The organism is Paraburkholderia sp. HC6.4b (assembly GCF_014200875.1).
In the GTDB taxonomy this organism is placed as follows: Bacteria; Pseudomonadota; Gammaproteobacteria; order Burkholderiales; family Burkholderiaceae; genus Paraburkholderia; species Paraburkholderia tuberum.
This window is the reverse complement of the sequence record NZ_JACHDC010000018.1, coordinates 33,722-52,995: the sequence shown is the minus strand read 5'-3', so window position 1 is coordinate 52,995 and position 19,274 is coordinate 33,722. Positions and strand designations below refer to the sequence as shown.

15 protein-coding genes and 2 pseudogenes are annotated in these 19,274 nt (G+C 61.1%); 6 read left to right on the top strand and 11 right to left on the bottom strand.

Annotated elements, in window-relative coordinates; genetic code table 11:
* Window positions 1–466: 466 nt before the first annotated feature.
* Window positions 467–871, bottom strand: coding sequence for a nuclear transport factor 2 family protein (locus HDG34_RS25685; RefSeq protein ID WP_184063198.1), 405 nt, complete (start codon window positions 869–871; stop codon window positions 467–469).
* A 469-nt stretch (window positions 872–1,340) separates the two neighbouring features.
* Between HDG34_RS25685 and HDG34_RS25680 the strand changes: the two genes are divergently transcribed.
* Window positions 1,341–1,631: a hypothetical protein gene (locus HDG34_RS25680; RefSeq protein WP_184063196.1), complete on the top strand. Its 291-nt coding sequence runs from the start codon at window positions 1,341–1,343 to the stop codon at window positions 1,629–1,631.
* A gap of 517 nt (window positions 1,632–2,148) precedes the next feature.
* Here the strand turns inward: HDG34_RS25680 and HDG34_RS40230 are convergent.
* From HDG34_RS40230 to HDG34_RS25645, 7 genes and pseudogenes are all read right to left on the bottom strand, one after another.
* Window positions 2,149–2,538 (bottom strand): VOC family protein, encoded by a 390-nt coding sequence (locus tag HDG34_RS40230; RefSeq protein WP_184063553.1) that lies wholly within the window; start codon window positions 2,536–2,538, stop codon window positions 2,149–2,151.
* 120 nt (window positions 2,539–2,658) lie between these two features.
* Window positions 2,659–3,912: pseudogene (locus tag HDG34_RS25670) on the bottom strand (IS110 family transposase); the annotation flags it as partial.
* A 401-nt stretch (window positions 3,913–4,313) separates the two neighbouring features.
* Window positions 4,314–6,719: a filamentous hemagglutinin N-terminal domain-containing protein gene (locus HDG34_RS25665; RefSeq protein WP_184063194.1), complete on the bottom strand. Its 2,406-nt coding sequence runs from the start codon at window positions 6,717–6,719 to the stop codon at window positions 4,314–4,316.
* A gap of 592 nt (window positions 6,720–7,311) precedes the next feature.
* Entirely contained in the window at window positions 7,312–7,776 is a 465-nt protein-coding gene (locus HDG34_RS25660) for a hypothetical protein (protein WP_184063191.1), read from the bottom strand.
* 340 nt (window positions 7,777–8,116) lie between these two features.
* Window positions 8,117–8,671 (bottom strand): TetR/AcrR family transcriptional regulator, encoded by a 555-nt coding sequence (locus HDG34_RS25655; RefSeq protein ID WP_184063189.1) that lies wholly within the window; start codon window positions 8,669–8,671, stop codon window positions 8,117–8,119.
* 77 nt (window positions 8,672–8,748) lie between these two features.
* Window positions 8,749–9,477 (bottom strand): GNAT family N-acetyltransferase, encoded by a 729-nt coding sequence (locus tag HDG34_RS25650; protein WP_184063187.1) that lies wholly within the window; start codon window positions 9,475–9,477, stop codon window positions 8,749–8,751.
* A gap of 44 nt (window positions 9,478–9,521) precedes the next feature.
* Window positions 9,522–10,403, bottom strand: a complete 882-nt coding sequence (locus tag HDG34_RS25645) for an NmrA family NAD(P)-binding protein (protein WP_184063184.1) — start codon at window positions 10,401–10,403, stop codon at window positions 9,522–9,524.
* A 185-nt stretch (window positions 10,404–10,588) separates the two neighbouring features.
* On the opposite strand from HDG34_RS25645, the gene HDG34_RS25640 reads away from it, so the two are divergent.
* The 5 genes and pseudogenes from HDG34_RS25640 to HDG34_RS25620 all read left to right on the top strand — a co-directional run bounded on the left by HDG34_RS25640 (window position 10,589) and on the right by HDG34_RS25620 (window position 16,029).
* Complete coding sequence (locus HDG34_RS25640) at window positions 10,589–11,650, top strand: alpha/beta fold hydrolase (protein WP_260321339.1); 1,062 nt, start codon at window positions 10,589–10,591, stop codon at window positions 11,648–11,650.
* Window positions 11,651–11,712: 62 nt separating this feature from the next.
* Window positions 11,713–12,705: an alpha/beta fold hydrolase gene (locus HDG34_RS25635; protein WP_184063183.1), complete on the top strand. Its 993-nt coding sequence runs from the start codon at window positions 11,713–11,715 to the stop codon at window positions 12,703–12,705.
* Between the two features lie 76 nt (window positions 12,706–12,781).
* Window positions 12,782–13,426, top strand: a pseudogene (locus HDG34_RS25630) (tyrosine-type recombinase/integrase); the annotation flags it as partial.
* A 21-nt stretch (window positions 13,427–13,447) separates the two neighbouring features.
* Window positions 13,448–14,617 carry an IS91 family transposase gene (locus tag HDG34_RS25625; RefSeq protein WP_184063181.1) on the top strand — a complete coding sequence of 390 codons (1,170 nt, stop codon included), beginning with the start codon at window positions 13,448–13,450 and terminating at the stop codon, window positions 14,615–14,617.
* Between the two features lie 470 nt (window positions 14,618–15,087).
* A complete protein-coding gene (locus HDG34_RS25620; RefSeq protein WP_184063179.1) occupies window positions 15,088–16,029 on the top strand; it encodes a GNAT family N-acetyltransferase in 942 nt (313 codons plus the stop codon).
* A 380-nt stretch (window positions 16,030–16,409) separates the two neighbouring features.
* Here the strand turns inward: HDG34_RS25620 and HDG34_RS25615 are convergent, their stop codons facing one another.
* From HDG34_RS25615 to HDG34_RS25605, 3 genes are all read right to left on the bottom strand, one after another.
* Complete coding sequence (locus HDG34_RS25615) at window positions 16,410–16,955, bottom strand: SRPBCC family protein (protein WP_184063177.1); 546 nt, start codon at window positions 16,953–16,955, stop codon at window positions 16,410–16,412.
* A 687-nt stretch (window positions 16,956–17,642) separates the two neighbouring features.
* Window positions 17,643–18,176 (bottom strand): DUF5943 domain-containing protein, encoded by a 534-nt coding sequence (locus HDG34_RS25610; protein WP_184063175.1) that lies wholly within the window; start codon window positions 18,174–18,176, stop codon window positions 17,643–17,645.
* A gap of 93 nt (window positions 18,177–18,269) precedes the next feature.
* Window positions 18,270–19,241: a dipeptidase gene (locus HDG34_RS25605; protein WP_090807390.1), complete on the bottom strand. Its 972-nt coding sequence runs from the start codon at window positions 19,239–19,241 to the stop codon at window positions 18,270–18,272.
* Window positions 19,242–19,274 lie beyond the last annotated feature (33 nt).

Sequence of the window (19,274 nt, the reverse complement as noted above, 5' to 3'; positions counted from 1 at the left end):
TGACGGCTTGACGACAAACTCAGGCTGTCATTCGTGATGCGAGCCCAAGAGGGATCTTGCCAGCTCTCTTGGCGATATTCGATAACTGGACTTCAGCATAAAGACATGCTTACAAGGCCTGTCGTGCGATGCAGGAGGCGCAGGCGGATAGCCTTCTCCGGTGCGCTGAAACGCCGGGACAGGGCCGAATCCGGCGCCCAGATCCGTCCCACGCGAAAAGCGGGCTAGTGGCGCAACGGGGCGGGCCTTTGACGAAAGAGAATGCCCCGAGCGCGTTATTCGTCAAGCGAAGCGTTGCGGTGACCCACACGAGGCATCCAGGCGCGTGCGGGAGGGGACGATGTTGCGGATCGATGCACGCCGCCGCTGGTGGTACCGAAGAAAATTACCGAAGAAAATCGACATGAGGGCCAAACTCGCGGTCGCTGAACGTTGCCTCGGCTTTAATCAAGGTAGACCAATGTTTCTATCGCCGATGGGCCGCCGCTTCAGCCGCAGTGTCATGGTATTCCTTGAATTTCGTGATTCTTCCGTTTTCGATCGTGAAGACGTGAGCCCACTCATCCTCATACGTAATGCCAGTTGAATTTACGCGCCAGCGCTGCACCCCAAGCACGACGACCTTGTCTTCGCTGGCAATAAAATTGAGAGGTTCGAACCGTTCGGCAGTCTGAGTCGCAGCAAGCGCACTGAAGAATTCCGCGACCTCCTGAGGGCCGTGCCTTCCACCAGCGAATGGGATGATCTCCGTAGGCCCAGGTATGAACCAGTCGACATTTTCGGCGAGCGTTTTCAGGACGCCCCCGATGTCGGCCTTGCTGAAAGCATCGTATGCTTGCTGCACCAATTGAACATTTTGTTGCTCGCTCATTGCGCCTCCCACAATCGCCGTTTCGAGATCTTGCTGTATTACTGCGGAATCGAGGCCATTACCAGATCATCATAGTCGAGTCACCGAAAACCGTGCGCTCGCCAACCAGCAAAAAGCTGAGAACCTGCCGGCCGCACCAGGCTCATGGATGGCCGTTGGATCCTAAAGTCTGCCGTTGACTTGGTGCCGGGTCCGACGGCAACTAGGGGTCGAGGGCTGTCGACCGCTGCCCTGCGCGGTTCGGGGGTGTGGCCGCGTGCATGGTGCAGTAAACGGCCATTTGCGGGCGTTGCGTTTACTACGACGGCACAGTTACTACACTGATAGGTAAGGGTCGCGGATATCAGGTGGGGCGGCCTTCTCAATTAGTTGCACGCACTACACGCTGTCGGAAAGAGCAGATCGAGCCTCCACATTATTTTGTGCGGCGTGCTCGTCTCGTTGGTCCATCAAACAGGAGGATCCAATCATGCAAACTGTTATAAGGACATATTCCGGGAAGGGTGCAAAGGAATTATTCGATCTGCTGGAGAACCGAGCGACTGACGTCGAAGAACTGCTGCGTTCGGTCATAGGCTTTGTCGGCTACACCCTCGCGCGCAGCGGCGATGGCGGATTCTCGGTAACTGTTTGCCAGGACAAGGCAGGCATTGATGAAAGCGTGCAAAAGGCGAAGGACTGGATCGCGAAAAACGCCGGAAACACGGGCGCGGCCGCGCCGGAAATATCGGAGGGATCAGTCCTCATTCACCTGAAGTAACTTCGCCTTGCGACTGGCACCGTATGAGTTCGGCGGCCGGATTGGCAGGTACGTAACCAGCTTCACCGGCTGCTCCTCACGCACACTGTTTACCGAGTTCGTCCAGACCGGCCTTTGTACGTTGAGCAGGAAGATCCCACGGAGCGGATTGAGAATTCCGCGATCTCATAATGGGCTGCGGATGGCTTGTCTTGAACTAGGCAGCGCTCTTCGGGAACAAGCGGCACCACGCCGCTCGCCGGTTCCACGTATGGCAATCCGATTTCTTCTTCATCGCTTCATCGAGCGGCGAGTCGGGGACAAGCCGCGCACGCGACTCATGTGAAACGTTGAACGGCTGCTTCGGAGGGGATTGACTGGCCGGAGCGGGTCCGGCTGCTGTCGATCGCTGCATCGCGCTGCCCTGGCGTGCATACGCCGCTTGCATGAGGCACTGAACGGCCGGTTGCGGACCTGCGCAGCGAAGGCGCAAATGCTCGATAGTAGCCATTGGCCGCGCGACCGCCTGATGGAAGTGTTAGGGCGGGTCGAGCGCACTCACCATGACGTAGTACCCGTCAGGATCGCGGAGCGCAAACTCTTTGGTTCCGGTGTTGGGGTTCACGTTGGGCTCCTCTTCGAGTCCGGCGACAAGCGCGCGGGCTCTCGGCAGCGCATCGTCGAAATCATCGATACGAAAGAACAAAAGCAGTCCGTTGCCAGGTTCCGCACGGTAGCGACTAGCCAGCGGAGGATGCTCGTGCGCGCCCCACTGGTGAAGGCATAGCAAGACCGTTCCATCCGTGTCGACGATTTGCCCGAAGTAGTCATGCGCTGGCAGCGTTTCCGGTTGTCCGAACAGCGACTGATACCACTTGAAGCTGCGGGCCACATCAGCAACACCAATGATTGTCCATGTGCGTTTCATCGGCTTCTCCTGCAGCCAGTATATGACGTCCGCTTTCCCAGCGATTGAACGACCGCTGCCAGGCAGCTTGAAGGGCCGTATCACGCCCTGAGTCAGTCCGTCAAGCGTTTCGAGGGGGGAAGCGCGAGGCTTCCAAGAAGGGGGGGAGCCCCGCTTCCTGAGTGCATTCAGATAGATGCTTTCGTCGTACCGGGTCCCGGTCTGCCAGCAACGGTAGAGTATGCGTATCCATTTGAATGCCAGCGCCCGGACGGCAGCCTGATATGAGCTGCCCTTCGCGCGCTGCTGCCGGTAGTAGGCGCCGGCCCAGAACGATTTGTTGATGGTCTGACCGGCCCATTCGACGAAGGTCTGGCGCAGGAATTTTGGGCATTGCCAGCGCCAATGCACCCAGCATTTCTTCCCGCTGCGCTCAGTGACCGGTGCAATGCCCGAATACTTCTGCAGTTCAGCCGCGTGCCGGAAGCGCTCACGCTGTTCGCCAAATGCGGCAAGCAGCCGCGGTGTCAGATGCGGGCCCGCCCCCGGCAGGCATTCAAACAGGGCGAAGTCCGGTAGCGTTCGCGCGACCGTCGCAATCTCCCTGTCGAACACATCGATCGCAGCCAGCGCGGCTCGCAGTTGTGCGACCAGTGCCAGCGCGTGTAGCCGGCAGGGTGAGACGATGCCGGGATCCTCGGTGAGTGAAGTAGCCGAGCGGATGGATTCCAGACGCGTTTCGATCAGCCTTGGGCGGCGACAGTTGTGCGCATGGAAGAATGTCTCAAGGGTACTGCGGTGGGCGTGTTTGACGGCTGGAAGCGTCGGCCAGCGGGTGATGAAGTCGCAGAACAGTACCGTGTCGATGTGCTCGAACCACTCCAGCGCCTGCGGGTAATACTGTTTGAGCGTATTGCATAAACGGTTAGTGAATCGCGTCTTGTCGCCGACCATTTCACGGCGCTGCTCGATCAGGCTCATCAGACAACGCATACCCGCGCTTTGCGGCCTCAGCGGAGCGAACCGCTCGGGATGGCAAAGCAGCAGATCGAGTGCCAGTTCGGCATCGGTGGGATCGTCTTTGGCCCGACTCGGTTTGAACGCCTCACGGTACTTCGCGAGGGTTGAGGGATTAACCGGAAAGAGGACAAAGAAATCATATTTCTGCAGCGCGGAGACAATTGGTCCCCTCGCCAGTTCGAGGGCAACTGCGATCGGCCCATCAAAACGCTGATGCAATCCCTTTGCCCACTCATCAATGCATGCGACCTGATGGGGAACGCAACTGAACTCGCGCCGGGTGTCGCCCGCCGCCTGCAGGCAGACATCGTGTTTGGTGTCCGCCCAGTCGATGCCGACATACGCAGCGAACTGCTGATCCGATAGAGGTGACATGTGAGCCTCTGCAAGTGATAGATTATCCAGCAGGGACATGCATGCTTGTGCTCTGCGAAGGCAATATAGTGAGCCGGTGCGACGGCGAACCCTGAGTATTCGTTGACGAGCGCAAGCGCACCCGCGGACTCGAAGCTAAAACGGCAAACGTCCAGGCGTTTGGGTCGACTTATTCGTAATCCGCAGGTGCATGTCCCGCTTCCACTGGCAGCAAGCTGCCAGTGCCACCAGTATTAATGAAACCGGGACGGACTATCTATAGAGGGTCGACTTGCGCCAACCGCGCCGGCTGCGCGCTTTGCCGGTGACGCCCAGTCGAGATATGGTTGCCAGTCCACGAAGCGGAGTCGCTCGAAACTGGCACTAAGCCTTACACAGAACTGTAGTCGAGTGCCCGGATATCAGGATCCGCTCAACCAGCGGAGCGTCGGGTAGGGAAATCCGACGACCCAAACACCGTTCGCGCTGAAGTCCCACGTCGGGCCGAAGCTCGCCGGCTCGGTCAGTTGTTCGTCCGTGAGTCCGCTTGAGCTCGCCACCGGTGTGCCCGAGCCGACGCCTGCCGTCGCCCCGGACGACTCGCTGTTCCAGAACACGTCCGCGGCGATCCGGCCGCTATTCGTGCCCGCGATACCGCCTGTCGTTGCACCCGGATCAGGCGCGAGTGTCGACTTGGCATAGGACTCGCGAATAACGCCCGCATTGCTGCCGACCAGTCCGCCGACCACAGCGCCGCCCGTCAAGATTTCGATTGCGTTCGATTGGTTAATGCCGCCATGATTCGTGCCGACGAGTCCCCCGATCGTGGCTTTCGCACCGGCACCCGCCCTATGTTCGGCCACAGACTGTTCGATGCAACCATCGTTCGTACCGGCAAGGCCACCGACCATGCCCGCGCCGCTGACTTGCACCGCAGCGAACGACTGTTCGACGAGGCCGCGATTTTCGCCGACGATCCCTCCGGCCACGCTGCTTGTGTCGCCCGTGGATTGGACGCTACCGAAGACGCCGACCTGCACAATGAGCCCATAGTTGGTGCCGGCGAGCAAGCCGACCGGTCCTGCGGAGGAGGTCGCTGAGCTTTGTGTGAGATCAAAATTGCGCACGACGCCGGTTTTGCCGATCACGCCGAAAAGCCCGGTATCGGCGTCGCCGGAGATGTTGAGTCCCGTGACGACATGGCCCATACCGTCGAACTGACCCGTGAACGGTGTGGCAGCGGTGCCGATGCCGCCGAAATTCACCGGATCCAGGAAATCGATTGACAGGTTGCCCAACGCATAGTTGCCCAACGCATAGTTGCCCGCGAGATTGTTATTCACCGCATTAAGGTCCGCCAGGTAGTTAATTAGCTGATAGGCGGTGATCTGCGTCACCAGGCCACTAAACGGCGCGGCACTCCAGGAAGGATTGCTGCGCAACGTACCGGGCGTGTATCTGCCGTTCATGTCGTAGAGCGCCGTGACGATGCCCGTGCTTCGCGACCAGTCGATGGTGCCCAGGTTGGTCACGCTGCCGCCGTTGTCGAAGCCATGCCAGTCGGCATTGAGAATCAGCGAGCCTGTGCCGCGATTGGCGATGGTCGCGTTCGGCGCAATGGTCAGCGAGTGCGCCGCGTCGAGCGTCAGCGACGCGGCGCCGTGCCAGCGAATGCTCGCGTCGATAGCGATGTCTCCCTCGCCGGTCGCCCCTAGCAGGCCGTCGCCGCCGTTCGCGTCCACGTTGATCGAGGCACCGTGGCTCAGGCTTGCACTCAGCGTGCGAGCGGTGGAGGCGTCCGTGATGAAGTCCCCCGTTGTGATGTTCCAGGTTTTCGCCTGAACGTCCGCGTCGCCGACCTCGACCTCCTTGCCGGACATATCGACCGCGCCGCCGCTGCCGTCCGCATTGCGTGCGCTGATCTGCGCCCCGCGCGCGTCGACGCTACCGGTGTTGATAACTGAAGTGGCGGTATCGGTGTTCGCGACGAGCCACACGTGGCCGGCGCGTGACGCAGTGCCGGTGGCGCGCAGCGCTCCCGAATGACCCGCGAGCGCGAAAATGTTGCCGTCGGCCGCCTGCAAATTGATGATAGCCGCCTGCACCGAGCCCGTGTTCGTCACCGTGCCGCCGCTTCCGACGTCCACGAAAACTTGCTGATCCGTGCCGTCAAGCAGACGGACCTGACGCCCCACGGCAAGTTCGGCATTGCCGGTTGGCGCATCGATTGTCCCTGCGTTCGTGACCTTGTTAGCCGATATGAGGAACACGTCCCCGCCCGACGAGATGAGTCTGCCGAGATTGATCACATTCGCCGTGGAGCTGCCCGTGTAGACCGACCCACCGATCGCGGGCGGATTCAAAAATGTGTCGTTGGGGATGTCGAGCGTCGAAGCGACGAAGCGCCCGCCCGTCGAGACCACGCCGTTTCGCCCGATTAGAACCCCATGCGGGTTGACAAGGTAAATACTGCCGGTGCCGCTCAGCGTGCCGAGGATCGCGGAGAAGTCGTTACCCGTCACGCGATTGAGTGTCGCGCCCGTGCCGTTGTTGATCGAAACCGTGGCGTGCGGTCCGATCGAGAAACTGTCCCATTCGATGATCCCCCGTGAGCCCGTTTGCGTGATGTTCAGGTTCGTGCCGTTCTGAGCAATGCTTCCTGAGCCGCCTACGAAGCGGCCGCCTTGCGGCAGCGGTCCTGCCGCGAAGGCCTGTTGCCCAGAGAACAGTTCAGTCAGTGCAAGCGCGATGACCAGCGAGATGTTTCGCGACGACCGACAGCTTCCAGATGCGCGCCGTAGACGCGACAATCTAGCAGCAGGGCTCATACGTCCCCCGTGTAAGCGCAAGACGGTCGGCACGCGCGAGGAAAGGGCGCGAACTGCGCGACCCGTGTATGAAGAATAGCGGGAGACGTTGTCGGGATGCGCCTAAATCTACGCGTTTTGCGCCCCTTGTCGGCACGTGTGTGCTCTGCTCACTGTCAGTTGTCCCTTGGATATCTGCCGTAGAGCCTCCACGAGACAGAGTGGCGGCAACGGGTCGCGCAGAGACGTTCGAGACGCCCAGCGTAGCGCGCTTAGCGTACGAAAAGTCCGTTTAGGTGATGAACCGCTGCGCCGCGATCGAAATCCCCCGCCTAGGGTTGCCGCCGATCCAAGTTGCGGGCGGGTGAGCGTAGGCTAAGAATGATCCACCGAGGGTGCCCGTCGCCGGGCGACCCGGCAACCGTCAGGGAGGTAAGTCATGCGTGTTATGGTGAAGTTCTCGTTTTCCGCTGATGCCGGCAACTCCGCCATCCGCGCCGGCAAATTAGAAAAAGTCTTCCAACAGCTAACCGAGGATCTGAAGCCCGAAGCCGCTTATTTCCACGCCGAGAATGGCGACCGGGGCGGCTTCTTCATCGTGAACATGGCGGAATCATCGCAGATTGCCGATACCGCCGAGCGGCTCTTCTTTGGTTTGAACGCCAAGATCGAACTCGTGCCGGTCATGAATGCCGATGACCTGCGCAAAGGTCTGTCGAGCGTGCAGGAAACGATCCGCCGCTACGGCTGAGTCCCCCTGGACGATGACCTCGCCCTTGCCGGCCGCCGCGTCGTAGTCGCGCTCGAGCCATAAGCGCGCATAGCACCGGAACGGAGCCAGCTTCTGATGGTCGCGGCGCAAGATCGCGTCGGCCTCGACGATCTCGGGCACGACGTCGGGGTCGTAGTTGAGGTTCATGGCGAAGACGCAGCGCGAGCGGTTGTCGGCAGTGCCGAACCGCTCGCGCACGGCCTCCTTCGCGCGTTCTAGGCGCTTCTCGAGCTGGCCGAGGATCTGCCGGCCGCGCTCCACCATCCCCCGCACCACGGCGATGCCGTCATAGCCCGATGCCGTCATAGCCGCGCCGATCGGCAAAGGCGACCGTTTCGTAATCGGGGTACCGTCAAGATTCGGACGTTTACGTACGTCAACGGCGAAACTGTCAGATTTGGTCCTGAGACTTTGCAGCGAGGGCGTCAATTTACGTTGGAAATACCTTAATCTGACGCGTTCCCCGCCGGGCTCTGACGTCCGGCTGAAGTACGCTTCAACTGGACGACACGCAGGCTTATGAGTCAGCAGTCGGCCAACTGCGGCCCTCCGGCCGCTGATCCGCGCAGACATTCGAGCGTCCGCTCTGCTCCATCAACCGGCTTATGATCGAAGCCAGCGAATTATCCTTTTCCGCTGATCGACATCATTCGTACATCTTGAGCATCTCCGCCAGCGCTCCTTCGATTATCCTGTTCGACAGACTCGGGTCATTCACGGCGCGAGCGAGCGCTATTGAACCAACGCAGGTGCTGAAGATCATCACCGCTTTAGCATGGGCGTCTTCTGTATCCAGCAAAGACTGTGCGAGCAAAGCGATGATCTCACTGACACGTTCGGTGAATGCCTCGCGGGTTGCTTCGGGCGCGCGCGGTACGTCGTTGACTAGCGCTGAAATTGGACAACCTCTGCCGAGGTTGTTCCGATGGCTTTCCGACACATATGTGCTTATCGCGCGCTCAGGCGCCGTCTTGAGCGCGGTCTGAATATGCTCGATGTCCTGCAATGCCATGATGAAAGCCTCCGTCACGAGCGCATCGCGTGACTCGAAATGCTTGTAGAAGCCGCCGACGGTTAAGCCGGCTTCTTTCATGATGTCGCCGACACTGATTCCCTCAATGCCGCGCTCGCGCAAACGCCGTGCGGCGACCTGCACAATCCGCTGATGCGTGGCCAGTTTGCCAGCTTGTGAGTGCCCCATTTTCCAGTCTCAAAGATGCATTGTGCTACGAGTCAACCTGAGGCAATGCCGTTCGCCCGGTGCTCCCGCAGCAGCGGTTAGCTCTCGCCCGACGACCTCACAATTGCCGTCAGTTGCAAAGTCCTGGCAATGCGAAAACCGAGCTCCCGATACAGACGAACGGCGGAAACATTATTCGTGAACACATGAAGGAACGGTATTCTGTCGCGTTCCTGGATGGTTGCCGCCAGGTGCTCCATCAACAGTCGACCCAACCCTCGGCCGCGCCACTCGGGGTGCGTGCACACGGCGCTGATTTCGACGTACTTGCCGGCAGTCATTCGTTCGCCCGCCATTGCCACCAGCTGGCCGCTCTCCCTAACGCCAAAGAAGTGACCCAATTCGTTGGTCCGGGCGTTGAATGGTCCAGGCTCCGTCATTTCGGCGAGTCGGAGCATATCAGGTGTGTCGTAGACACCGAGTCGCATGATCCGCTCATCGGACGATACGGTGAACCTGTTGGCGGCAACCATCTGATTTGCAACAGCCTCGCGCACCACTTCGAAGCCGGGCGGCAAGTCCGGTTTGGCCGCCGTGAAGAATGAAAGGCGCTGTCCCGGCTGGAGCATTGCTGCAACTTGAGAGACGCTTTGCGCGGTGTAATTTTGCGCGGCCCCGAACGGCGCAAATTCCGGGCGATACCGGGCACCGCCTTCGCGGCGCTCGATGAAGGCCGGAGGCGCTTCGCTCAGAGCGATCCATACGGGATTGGCGAGGTATTCCTCGGTCCCGATCTCACTGGCTGCATCAATGCGGGAGGACTGCATGACAAGCTCCTGTTTTGTTCGTCTTCTCTGCTGTGGAATCGCGGTCAGGCGAACCGTGCCGCGTGCTTCCTGATAAAAGCCTGGACCGTCATCGGCGGAGTACCGGTCAAATCCTCAATGAAGGAATTGGTGCCGGCGAAAACGCCTTCCTGGTAATCGACGGCAACCGACAGGAGATGCTGCGTGAAGGTGTCGCTGAATTTTGCATCCGTATTCAGGCGCTGTTTGAACAGATCGAGATCGACTGGTTGGTACGAGACCGTCCTACCCAACGCCTTGCTCATCTCCGCCGCAATCTCATGGTGATTCATCTCGACCGGCCCGTAGAGCGGATAGACCTTGCCCGCGTGCGACGCCGGATCGCGAAGGATCGCGGCAATCACGCGCCCCTGATCCTCGGCTGCAATCGGCGCATGGCGCCCTTCGCCAAAAGGCAGACGCAGCATCCCGTCCTTTTTGACGGACGCGACTTGACCCGGGTAGGTCAACCATTGAGCGAAGAACGTGGGGCGCAGATGCGTTACCGACGTGCCGGCCCAGTCGAACACCTGTTCCGAGATCCAGTGGTCTCGCGCGGCATGGCTTTTCGCTTCACGGCGAGCCGAAATCTGCGACATGTTCACAATCGATTCGATTCCGGTCTCACGGGCGGCCTGTGCAAACGAAGCGCTGGCCGCTATCCCACCAGCCTCGATCGGATAAACGAAATAGGCCGATGAGATGCCTTGAAGAGCGCGTGCGACATCGTCGATATCCGAGAGATCGCCAACCAGCACCTCGACGCCCTGTGCGCGCAGCCGCTCTGAGCGAGCGTCCTCGCGTCGCACCAGGGTTCGTACCTGTTCGCCTGCAGCTAAAAGGGCCGTTGTCGCTGCTCCGCCCGTGTCACCAGTCGCGCCTGCGATAAAAAATTTACGAAAAGCCATTTGAAAGCTCCGCTCGATTCGTTAATTGGGAGGGTGATGAACGTTTCAGTCACCGGATCTGAGCTGGAGTATAGTCATAATCCTGAACGGCGATAGATGAGAATTCCGTACTAGTCTTTTGCGGAATGCCGTTCTCGAGGCGGGCGGCAAGTGAGTCACGCTGCGCTTGCGAACTCACGCTGCAAATGGAATCGAAAACCGCGTCCTTTCTGGACGACCGACCACCGGAGAATGCTCCTGCCATGATCGCCCACACGTTCGCCTCACCCCGCCATTCCACGCGCTTTTGGGAGGCCGGGCCCGCCGAGGGGCCACTGATGATCCTCCTTCACGGCTGGCCCGGGCTCGGTCTGATGTGGCGCGCGCAGATCGAGGCTTTCGCGTCGGAGGGCTGGCGCTGCATTGCACCGGACATGCGCGGATACGGCGGCTCATCGACACCAGGCGCGCCCGATGCCTATGCACTCAAAGAGATCGTTGACGATATGGTCGAGCTTCATGACCATCTGGGCGCAAGTCCGGCAATATGGGTCGGCCACGACCTCGGAAGCCCGGTGGCCGGGGCGCTGGCTGCGCATTACGCGAAGCGCAGCCGTGCCGTTGTGTTCGTCTCCGTTCCGTATATGCCCGAGAGCTTCGGGTTGCGCAGTCTGCTGCCCCTGGTCGATCGCACGCTCTATCCCGCCGACCAGTATCCGGACGGGCAATGGGACTACTACCGCTTCTATCTGACTCATTTCGATCAGACCGTTACCGACTTCAATGCCGACATAGCGGCGACACTGGCGGCGATCTATCGGTCTGGAGACCCGAAATCCGTGGACCACATCTATCGCTCTGCGCTGGTCTCGCGCAATGGAGGCTGGTTCGGGTCGGCACGTCGCGCGCCGACGGTGGCGCCGGACGCGGCGCTCTGGCCGTCGGCTGACTTCGACGCGCTGGTTAATGTGTTCCGTGTGACCGGTTTTCGTCCGGGTAACGCCTGGTATCTGAACGATGACGCCAACATCGCCTACGCTCGAATTGCGCCCGACAGCGGCCGCCTGAGCCAGCCTGTGCTGTTCGTGAACGGCGAATTTGATGGCATCTGCGATATCACCCGCAGCGCTCTCGGCGAGCCCATGCGAAACGCCTGCACGGATCTGTCTGTGGCGACGCTGGGCGCAGGCCACTGGCTTCCGCTCGAACGCAAGGCTGAACTCGTCCAGGTAATCCGCGCCTGGCTCGAGGCGAAAAGGCTGTCGTAGCCATCACGGTCACATCCTGACCCGGATAGGGTCCTGCAGGTCGACTAAAGGAGTTGAATGAAATGAGCGCATCGAACAGCGATGAAGTGATTTCAGATTTGAGCGATGGCATCAAACAATACGACATTGCGACCAACGGCATTACCTTGCACGTAACGGAGCAAGGTGAGGGGCCAGCAGTGCTGTTCTGCCACGGTTTCCCGGACACCGCCTATACGTGGCGGCGGCAGATGAAGGCCATTGCGGCGGCGGGTTTTCGTGCGATTGCCCCGGATATGCGCGGTTATGGGCGAAGCTCGGCTCCAGTCGACGCAAACCTCTACACACCGTTGCACACGGCAGGCGACCTGATTGGCCTGCTCGATGCGCTAGCGATTCCCCGCGCCGTCCTCGTCGGACATGACTGGGGGGCGACCCATGCATGGAACGCGGCGCTGATGCGCCCGGACAGATTTCCGGCGGTGTTCTGCCTCAGTGTCCCTTTCGTGCCGCGCGGAGACGCTAGTGTTTTCGACAGAATGCGAAAGGCGGGGCTTCAAGACAAGTTCTATATGTTCGAGCAAATTCGGGCCGACGCCGACGAAATCTGGGCCAACGCAGCGGTGACCATTCCCGGCATTCTGTATTGGGCATCGGGTACCGCGCCAGCTGGCCAGCAGTGGAGTCCACTGGATCCGGCTCGAAGCCTTCATCGTACTGCCCCTGGACCGTTGCCTTCGTGGGCCCCAACAGACTATGTAGCGCATAACATCGCGGAATTTCAGCGTACCGGTTTCCACGGAGGGTTGAATTACTACCGCGCGGCGGAGCCGTATTTCGCCTTGTCCGCTCCGTGGAAGGGCGCGAAGATCGTTCAGCCGTCGTTTTTTATCTGGGGCAAGGCGGACGGTCTGAAAGAGCTATATCCGCTTAGCCTCGACGACCTTCGCGCCGGCTTACCGGGCCTTGTAGGAGGACTCGAACTCGATAACGTGGGGCATTGGGTTCAGCATGAGGCCGCCGCCGATGTCAGCGATCAACTGCTGAAGTTCGTGCGTACCCTTGATCTCGCATGATCGTTTCGGACACTGTCCGGTGTAGTCTCTGCTCCTGGCTCCGTTTAATCGAGCGAAGAAAATGGCGGCGTAACGGGGCCTGAAGTTCTTCTTCACAGTCACGCTCGACCGGCCCGAGCTGATGGTCAGGATGCAACCGGTGCGCGTGCCCCGCATATTGCCCGTCGTGCTCAGTCCCGATGAAGTGCGGCGACTGATCGAGGCGGCCGGCAACCTGAAGCACCAGACCACGCTGCCGGTCGCGTACGGCGCGGGGCTACGCGCCAGCGAAGTGGTAGCGCTGAAGGTCACCGACGTCGACAGCGAACGCATGACACTGCGCATCGAGCAGGGCAAGGGGCGCCGTGACCGCTACGCCATGCTCTCGCCGGTGCTGCTCGAGCGTCTGCGTGTGTGGTGGCGCGTGGCCCGTGCGCAGGGCAGGATGCTCGATGGCGGGTGGCTGTTTCCCGGGCTCGATCCGCTCGATCCGTTAAGCACGCGACAGTTGAACCGTGCCATTCATGCCGCCGCCGAGGCTGCGAACATCGACAAGCGCATGTCCATGCACACGCTGCGGCATAGCTTTGCGACACACCTGCTTGAACAGAAGGTGGACATCCGCGTGATCCAGGTGCTGCCCGGCCATGCGAAGCTTGAGAACACCGCGCTCTGCGTCCAGGTGGCCACCGACCTGCTGCACGAGGTCACCAGTCCGCTGGACCGCCTGCCTGCCGGGTAGGCCCGCGCGCTGTAACGCCTCATGCTGGAGGTTGCGGACATCTTCCGCAGCCATGGACCAGCGTGGCAAACCACGACACACCTGAGCCTGGGGCAGCTGAAGGTCATGTCGGCCATCGAACGGTGCCGCACGGCGGCACTGGGCGGACATGTGCTGCACTGTTCAGGCTGCGCAAGCACAGAGGTGTCCTTCAACTCGTGCCGTGACCGGCATTGCCCGAAGTGCCAGGCCAGCGCCGCACACCGCTGGCTGGAGGCACGCCAGGCCGCTCTGCTACCCGTCGAATACTTCCACGTCGTCTTCACGCTCCCCGCGCCCGTCAGTGCGATCGCCTGGTACAACAAACGGATCATCTACGGCCTGCTGCTCGACATCGCCGCCGACACGCTGCGTACCATCGCCGCGGATCCCAGGCACCTCGACGCCCAGATCGGCGCCACGCTCGTACTGCACACATGGGGCTCGGCGCTCACGCATCACCCGCATGTGCACGGCATCGTGCCCGGTGGCGGGCTGTCGCCTGACGGTGAGCGCTGGATCGCCTGCCGGCCCGGCTTCTTCCTGCCCGCGCGCGTCCTGTCACGCCTGTTCCGGCGCCGCTTCCTCGAGGCACTCCAGTCGGTTCACCACCGTGGCGACCTGCAGTTCTTCGGCGAGTACACCGGGCTCGCTGACCCCGCCACCTTTGCCCGGTGGCTTGCGCCGCTACGTACCTGCGAATGGGTGGTCTACGCCAAGCGCCCGTTCGCCGGACCGAAGGCGGTGCTCGAGTACCTCTCACGCTACACGCACCGCGTCGCCATCTCCAACCAGCGCCTGGTCACCTTCGATGAGCGTGGCGTGACGTTCCGCTGGAAGGACTACCGTGCGAAGGGACGCACCCGCTACAAGACCCTGACCCTCGAAACCGGCGAATTCATACGCCGCTTCCTGCTCCATGTGCTACCCGGCGGCTTCCATCGGATCGGTCATTACGGACTGCTCGCCAACCCGGTGCGCCGTACCAGTCTCGCGAGGGTGCGCAATCTGCTGCACGTCGCACCTGAGATCAGCCCGTCACCGGACGAGGCCATCGTCGCAACCCGCCCCGTCTTCATCTGCCGGCACTGCGGCGCACCGATGATCGTCATCGACATCCTCGCGCGCAGCGCCCAGATCCGTGCACCGCCAATGCGCCGGGATCAGACATGAACTCCACGGTTCCTCGACCTGCCTGTCGAACGTTCGCTCTGCGGCAACGCGGCCCAGGGGCGGACGTTTGCGCGTGTCGCTTCGCGAAGCGCTTCGCCCGCGCGCGTCATCCTCGCGCATGCACGACTGCACCGCTCCGCCACGGCGTCAGCGCCCGCTTGGCACCTCGCCTGACCGTGCCGCATCCGACGCCACTCAGCATCCCGGTCTATCAATCGCCATAGCCGTGAAGCTCCGAGCGCATCGGAGCACTCCGCGGTTTCCTCCATCGGGCTTATTCGACGCCTGCCGACATGCGCGGAGGCATGCACATTCCTGCGGCCGATGGCAGGCATCGAATAAACCTTAACGACCTCGGCCTGACGGGGCCGCCCGTAAACCTCAACAGACCTCCGCCCCGCCTATTCGCGAGGACCCGACCGTATGCTACGATCGTTGCAGGTCATGGCCGAGGACGGGGGATTGCCAACATGCTCAACGTTCGTCCACTTGAAGAGCGCGACCTGCCGGAGGGGCAGCGCATCGTGCGGCGCGCCTTCGGTACCTTCTTCGGCGTCGCCGATCCCGATAATTTCTGGACCGATTTCGACTACGTCTATGGCCGCTTCGGATGCGAGCATACCGCCGCCTTCGCTGCCGACCACGACGGCACGCTCGCCGGCGTCAACTTCGCCACCAACTGGGGCAGTGTCGGCTTTTTCGGCCCACTCTCGGTTCGCCCTGATCTGTGGGACAAGGGCATCGCCCAGCCGCTGGTCGCAGCGGTCTCGGAACAATTCGCGGACTGGGGCACGCGCCATGCCGGCCTGTGCACGTTCGCCCAAAGCACGAAGCACATTTGGCTCTATCAGAAGTTCGGCTTCTATCCGCGCTTTCTCACCGCGATCATGGCGGCGCCGGCGGCGGCGTCCGGCCCGCTGCCGCAGGACGCGCGCTATACGGCGCTCGCGGCCGGCGAGCGGCGGGCGGCGGAAGAAGCGAGCCGCGCGCTCAGCGACGAGATCCTCGACGCCCTCGATCTCTCCGCTGAGATCCGCACCGTCGCCGCGCGCGGCCTCGGCGACGCCCTGCTGTTATGGGAGCGTTCGGGCCAGCTGGGCGGCTTCGCGGTTTGCCATTGGGGACCGGCGAGCGAGGCCGGTGCCGATTGTCTCTTCATCAAATTCGGCGCGGTGCGCCCCGGTCCGGGTGCCTCCGATCGGTTCGGCGTGCTGCTCGACGCCGCCGGCGCGCTCGCCACCGCATTGGGGATGGCGAGGGTCCTGGCTGGGGTCAATACCGGGCGCGAGCAAGCCTATCGCCAGATGATGGCACGCGGTTTCCGCAGCCAAATGCAGGTGGTGACCATGCATCGGCCTAACGAGCCTGCCTACAGCCGCCCTAACGACTTCGTCCTCGACGATTGGCGCTAGGAAGTTCTGCTCACCTCCTGCCCCACCGATCTCGGCGACATGTGGCCGTCGATGCTTCTCACGATGGTAGACGAGGCGGATTTCCCCGCCCGTCGACATGAAGACAGAGTCGGTTTCCTCTCCATTGCGCCACCGTCTATCGGAGCCCCTGCCGCGCGAGCGGTCTAGGCCCGCGATCCGAAGCGGACTTTCCAATGAATAGCGGATTCAACCTGTGTGAACGGACACTCAAATGTCCAAATCGTGGCAATGGCGAACGACCGCATATGGCACCCTCTTGCGCTTCGATTGCCCTCACGAATGGCCACTAGCAGACTTGTACCCAAGGATTCAGTCTGGTCGTGAAAACGCCAAGTCACAACGCCAGCCGAGCGACGTTGCTAATGCTGCGGTGACGCTTCCACAAGGCTCTTAAGTCGCAAGACTGCCGTATCCGATTCAGATTGAATCCGCGCGCGCAGCACGGACCAGTTCAATATCGCGAACCACAACGACGGCGCGCGATAGGTGAATTCACGTTCGAAACGGGTTCCGCTCACAGTCGATGTCAGCGAATAAGTGACGGTGCCGGCCGATCTGCCGTCAATCTTTCCTGCTATCACCCACTTGCTCGGACGCACACGTGCCGCGACTGTCCACACAACGCGGCCACGCCTGCCCGCCACCCTGAATTCCTCCGTTACCTGCTCGCCCACATCGAGCGAATGTTCCACCGAACCGCTGACCGCGAGCGATGACGGATGCCAGATTGGCCAGTGAGCCGGCGTCGTGACATAGTCGAACACGACCGTGGGAGGGCGTTGTATCGACGCAACCGAAATGATGCGCGTGTCGAGCGCAATTCGCTGCGGCAACGGGATAAAGAGCACCGCGATGGCGACGAGCACCGCCAATATTGCGGTGACGAACCGCGTACGGATTTTCATAGCGCCTTGTACTCTCCGCTGTCACAGGCGAAGCTATTTTACGGCGGAGTGGAAAGGACGGCGATCGGCGGCGCCGCCAGGTGCAACGGCCATTCGCTCGGTCAGATTGGCCAGCACATTGTCGGCCTAAGCGGTCAGTCCCCAGGGTGCTCAGTAGCGACGCGGATATCTGCTTTGAATTCGGACCGCTCCGTAGGGGGGCGAATTGCGGGGGCCGGATTTCGTTCCGTGACCCTGTCGGCCCTACTTGCACAGCGGATTTTATATGTCACGCTATGACACTTTTGCGGGGGAGTCGCTAATGGTACATAACCCCGGCGCTTATGACAGGAAATCGCGCCTACCGGGCCCCCCCTAATAGACCTAATAGAGCCGTAAGACTTCCTTGATCTGACGCATGGATAACCTGTTGTTCTGCATTCGCACTCCCGACGCAAAAACGTCGAGGGTGCCATGGGTTACCCGCGTGGTTACCTCACATTCCAGCGCTCGACTTCACGTGAAATTCATGCTCGGGCAGTCGTGGAATCCGCGCTCGGGCAAGCGTGGAATCTGCGCTCGACTTGCCGTCGAATACGCACTTGTACGTCGCGTCAGGGACACGATGTCCGTTCTCGCGTACTGCAATGGCCTACGCTCTGGCGCCGTCTCTCAGCATCTCAGGTCAGCTTATTGCGAAAAAACGGTTTATTGCGCGACTGGCGACACTTCGAACAGGCAGTGGTCGTGGCCTTCCGCTGCGCATTGCACTTCCTTCGACTGCGAGCGCGGAGCGCCCTCGCCAGCTTCAGTAGTGTCGTTCACCCAGTCCATAGCGCCGGCGAACCAGCCCGCGAACATGTAGCAAAGCTTGCCGTGCTTGCCCGGTTGCGCCAGCACGAAGGATGAGTGACGGAGTTCGACGCGCGCACGCGCGCTCACCGGATCGACTTCGACGACCGTGAAGATGCCCCATCCTCGTTGCGAAAGACGCTTCACGTAATGCTCGAATACGGCTATGCCACTGATGCCGTGCTGCTTTGCTTCCTTGTCGCACCAGTGATAGGCCGACTTGTAACCCGCCTTGTAGAGGATCTCCGCGTAGGCATCACGCCCGAGCGCCTCTTCGACAGCCTTGTGATTGTTCGTGAAGAAATGGCGCGGGACGTACAGCATCGGCAGTGCGTCAGAGGTCCAGACGCCAGTGTTCGGATCGACGTCGATCGGCAGTTGCGGTTGCATCGCGAGGGTGCTCCGAGGGGTGAGTTTCGGTTCGCGCGGGCGCTCGTCACGGCGCCCGTCGCGTTTCGATGAATGAGGATCGGGCTTCGGTGCTTATGCGCCCCAGACATCGCGGAACACGCGCACCCAGTTTTCGCCCATGATCTTGCGGATGCGCGTCTCGCTCCAGCCTGCGCGCTGCATGGCCGCGGTGAGGTTCGGGAACTCGCCGATCGTGCGGATGCCTTCCGGGTTCACGACCTTGCCGAAGTTCGTCAGACGGCGATAGCGGCCCTTGTCGTGCGTGAGCCAGTCGAAGAAGTCGACGCTGTAGCCCTGCGTGAAATCGGTGCCGATGCCCACCGTATCTTCGCCGGCCAGGTTGACGACATAGTCGATGGCTTCGATGTAGTCCTCGACCGTCGCATCGATTCCGCGCTTGAGGAACGGCGCGAACATCGTCACGCCGATGAAGCCGCCGGCCTCGGCGATTTCCTTCAGCTGTTCATCGGACTTGTTGCGCGGGTGCTCCTTGAGACCCGACGGCAGGCAATGCGAATAGCAGACCGGCTTCTTCGAGAACGCAATGGCCTCCGACGACGTATTGCCACCAACGTGCGACAGATCGACCATGATCCCGACGCGGTTCATTTCGGTAATCACTTCGCGGCCGAAATCCGACAGCCCACCGTCGCGCTCATAGCAACCGGTGCCGACCAGGTTCTGCGTGTTGTAGCAAAGCTGCACGACGCGCACGCCCATGTCGGCGAAGGCTTCGATATAGCCGAGGTTGTCCTCGAACGCATGCGCGTTCTGGAAGCCCAGGATCACCCCAGTGCGGTTTTCCTTCTTCGCACGCGCGATGTCTTCGGTGGTGCGCACGAGCGTCAGCAACTCACTGTTTGCGCGGATCTGCTGCTTCATCAACGAGATGTTGTCGACGGTCTTCGTAAAGCTCTCCCACACCGACACCGTACAGTTGGCCGCGGTGATGCCGCCCTTCCTCATGTCCTCGAACACCGAGCGGTCGAATTTCGAAATGTTCAGGCCGTCGATGATGATGCTGTTCTCATGCAGATTGCTCATTCGATGCTCCGTATAGGCTTCTGGCGTGTGGGG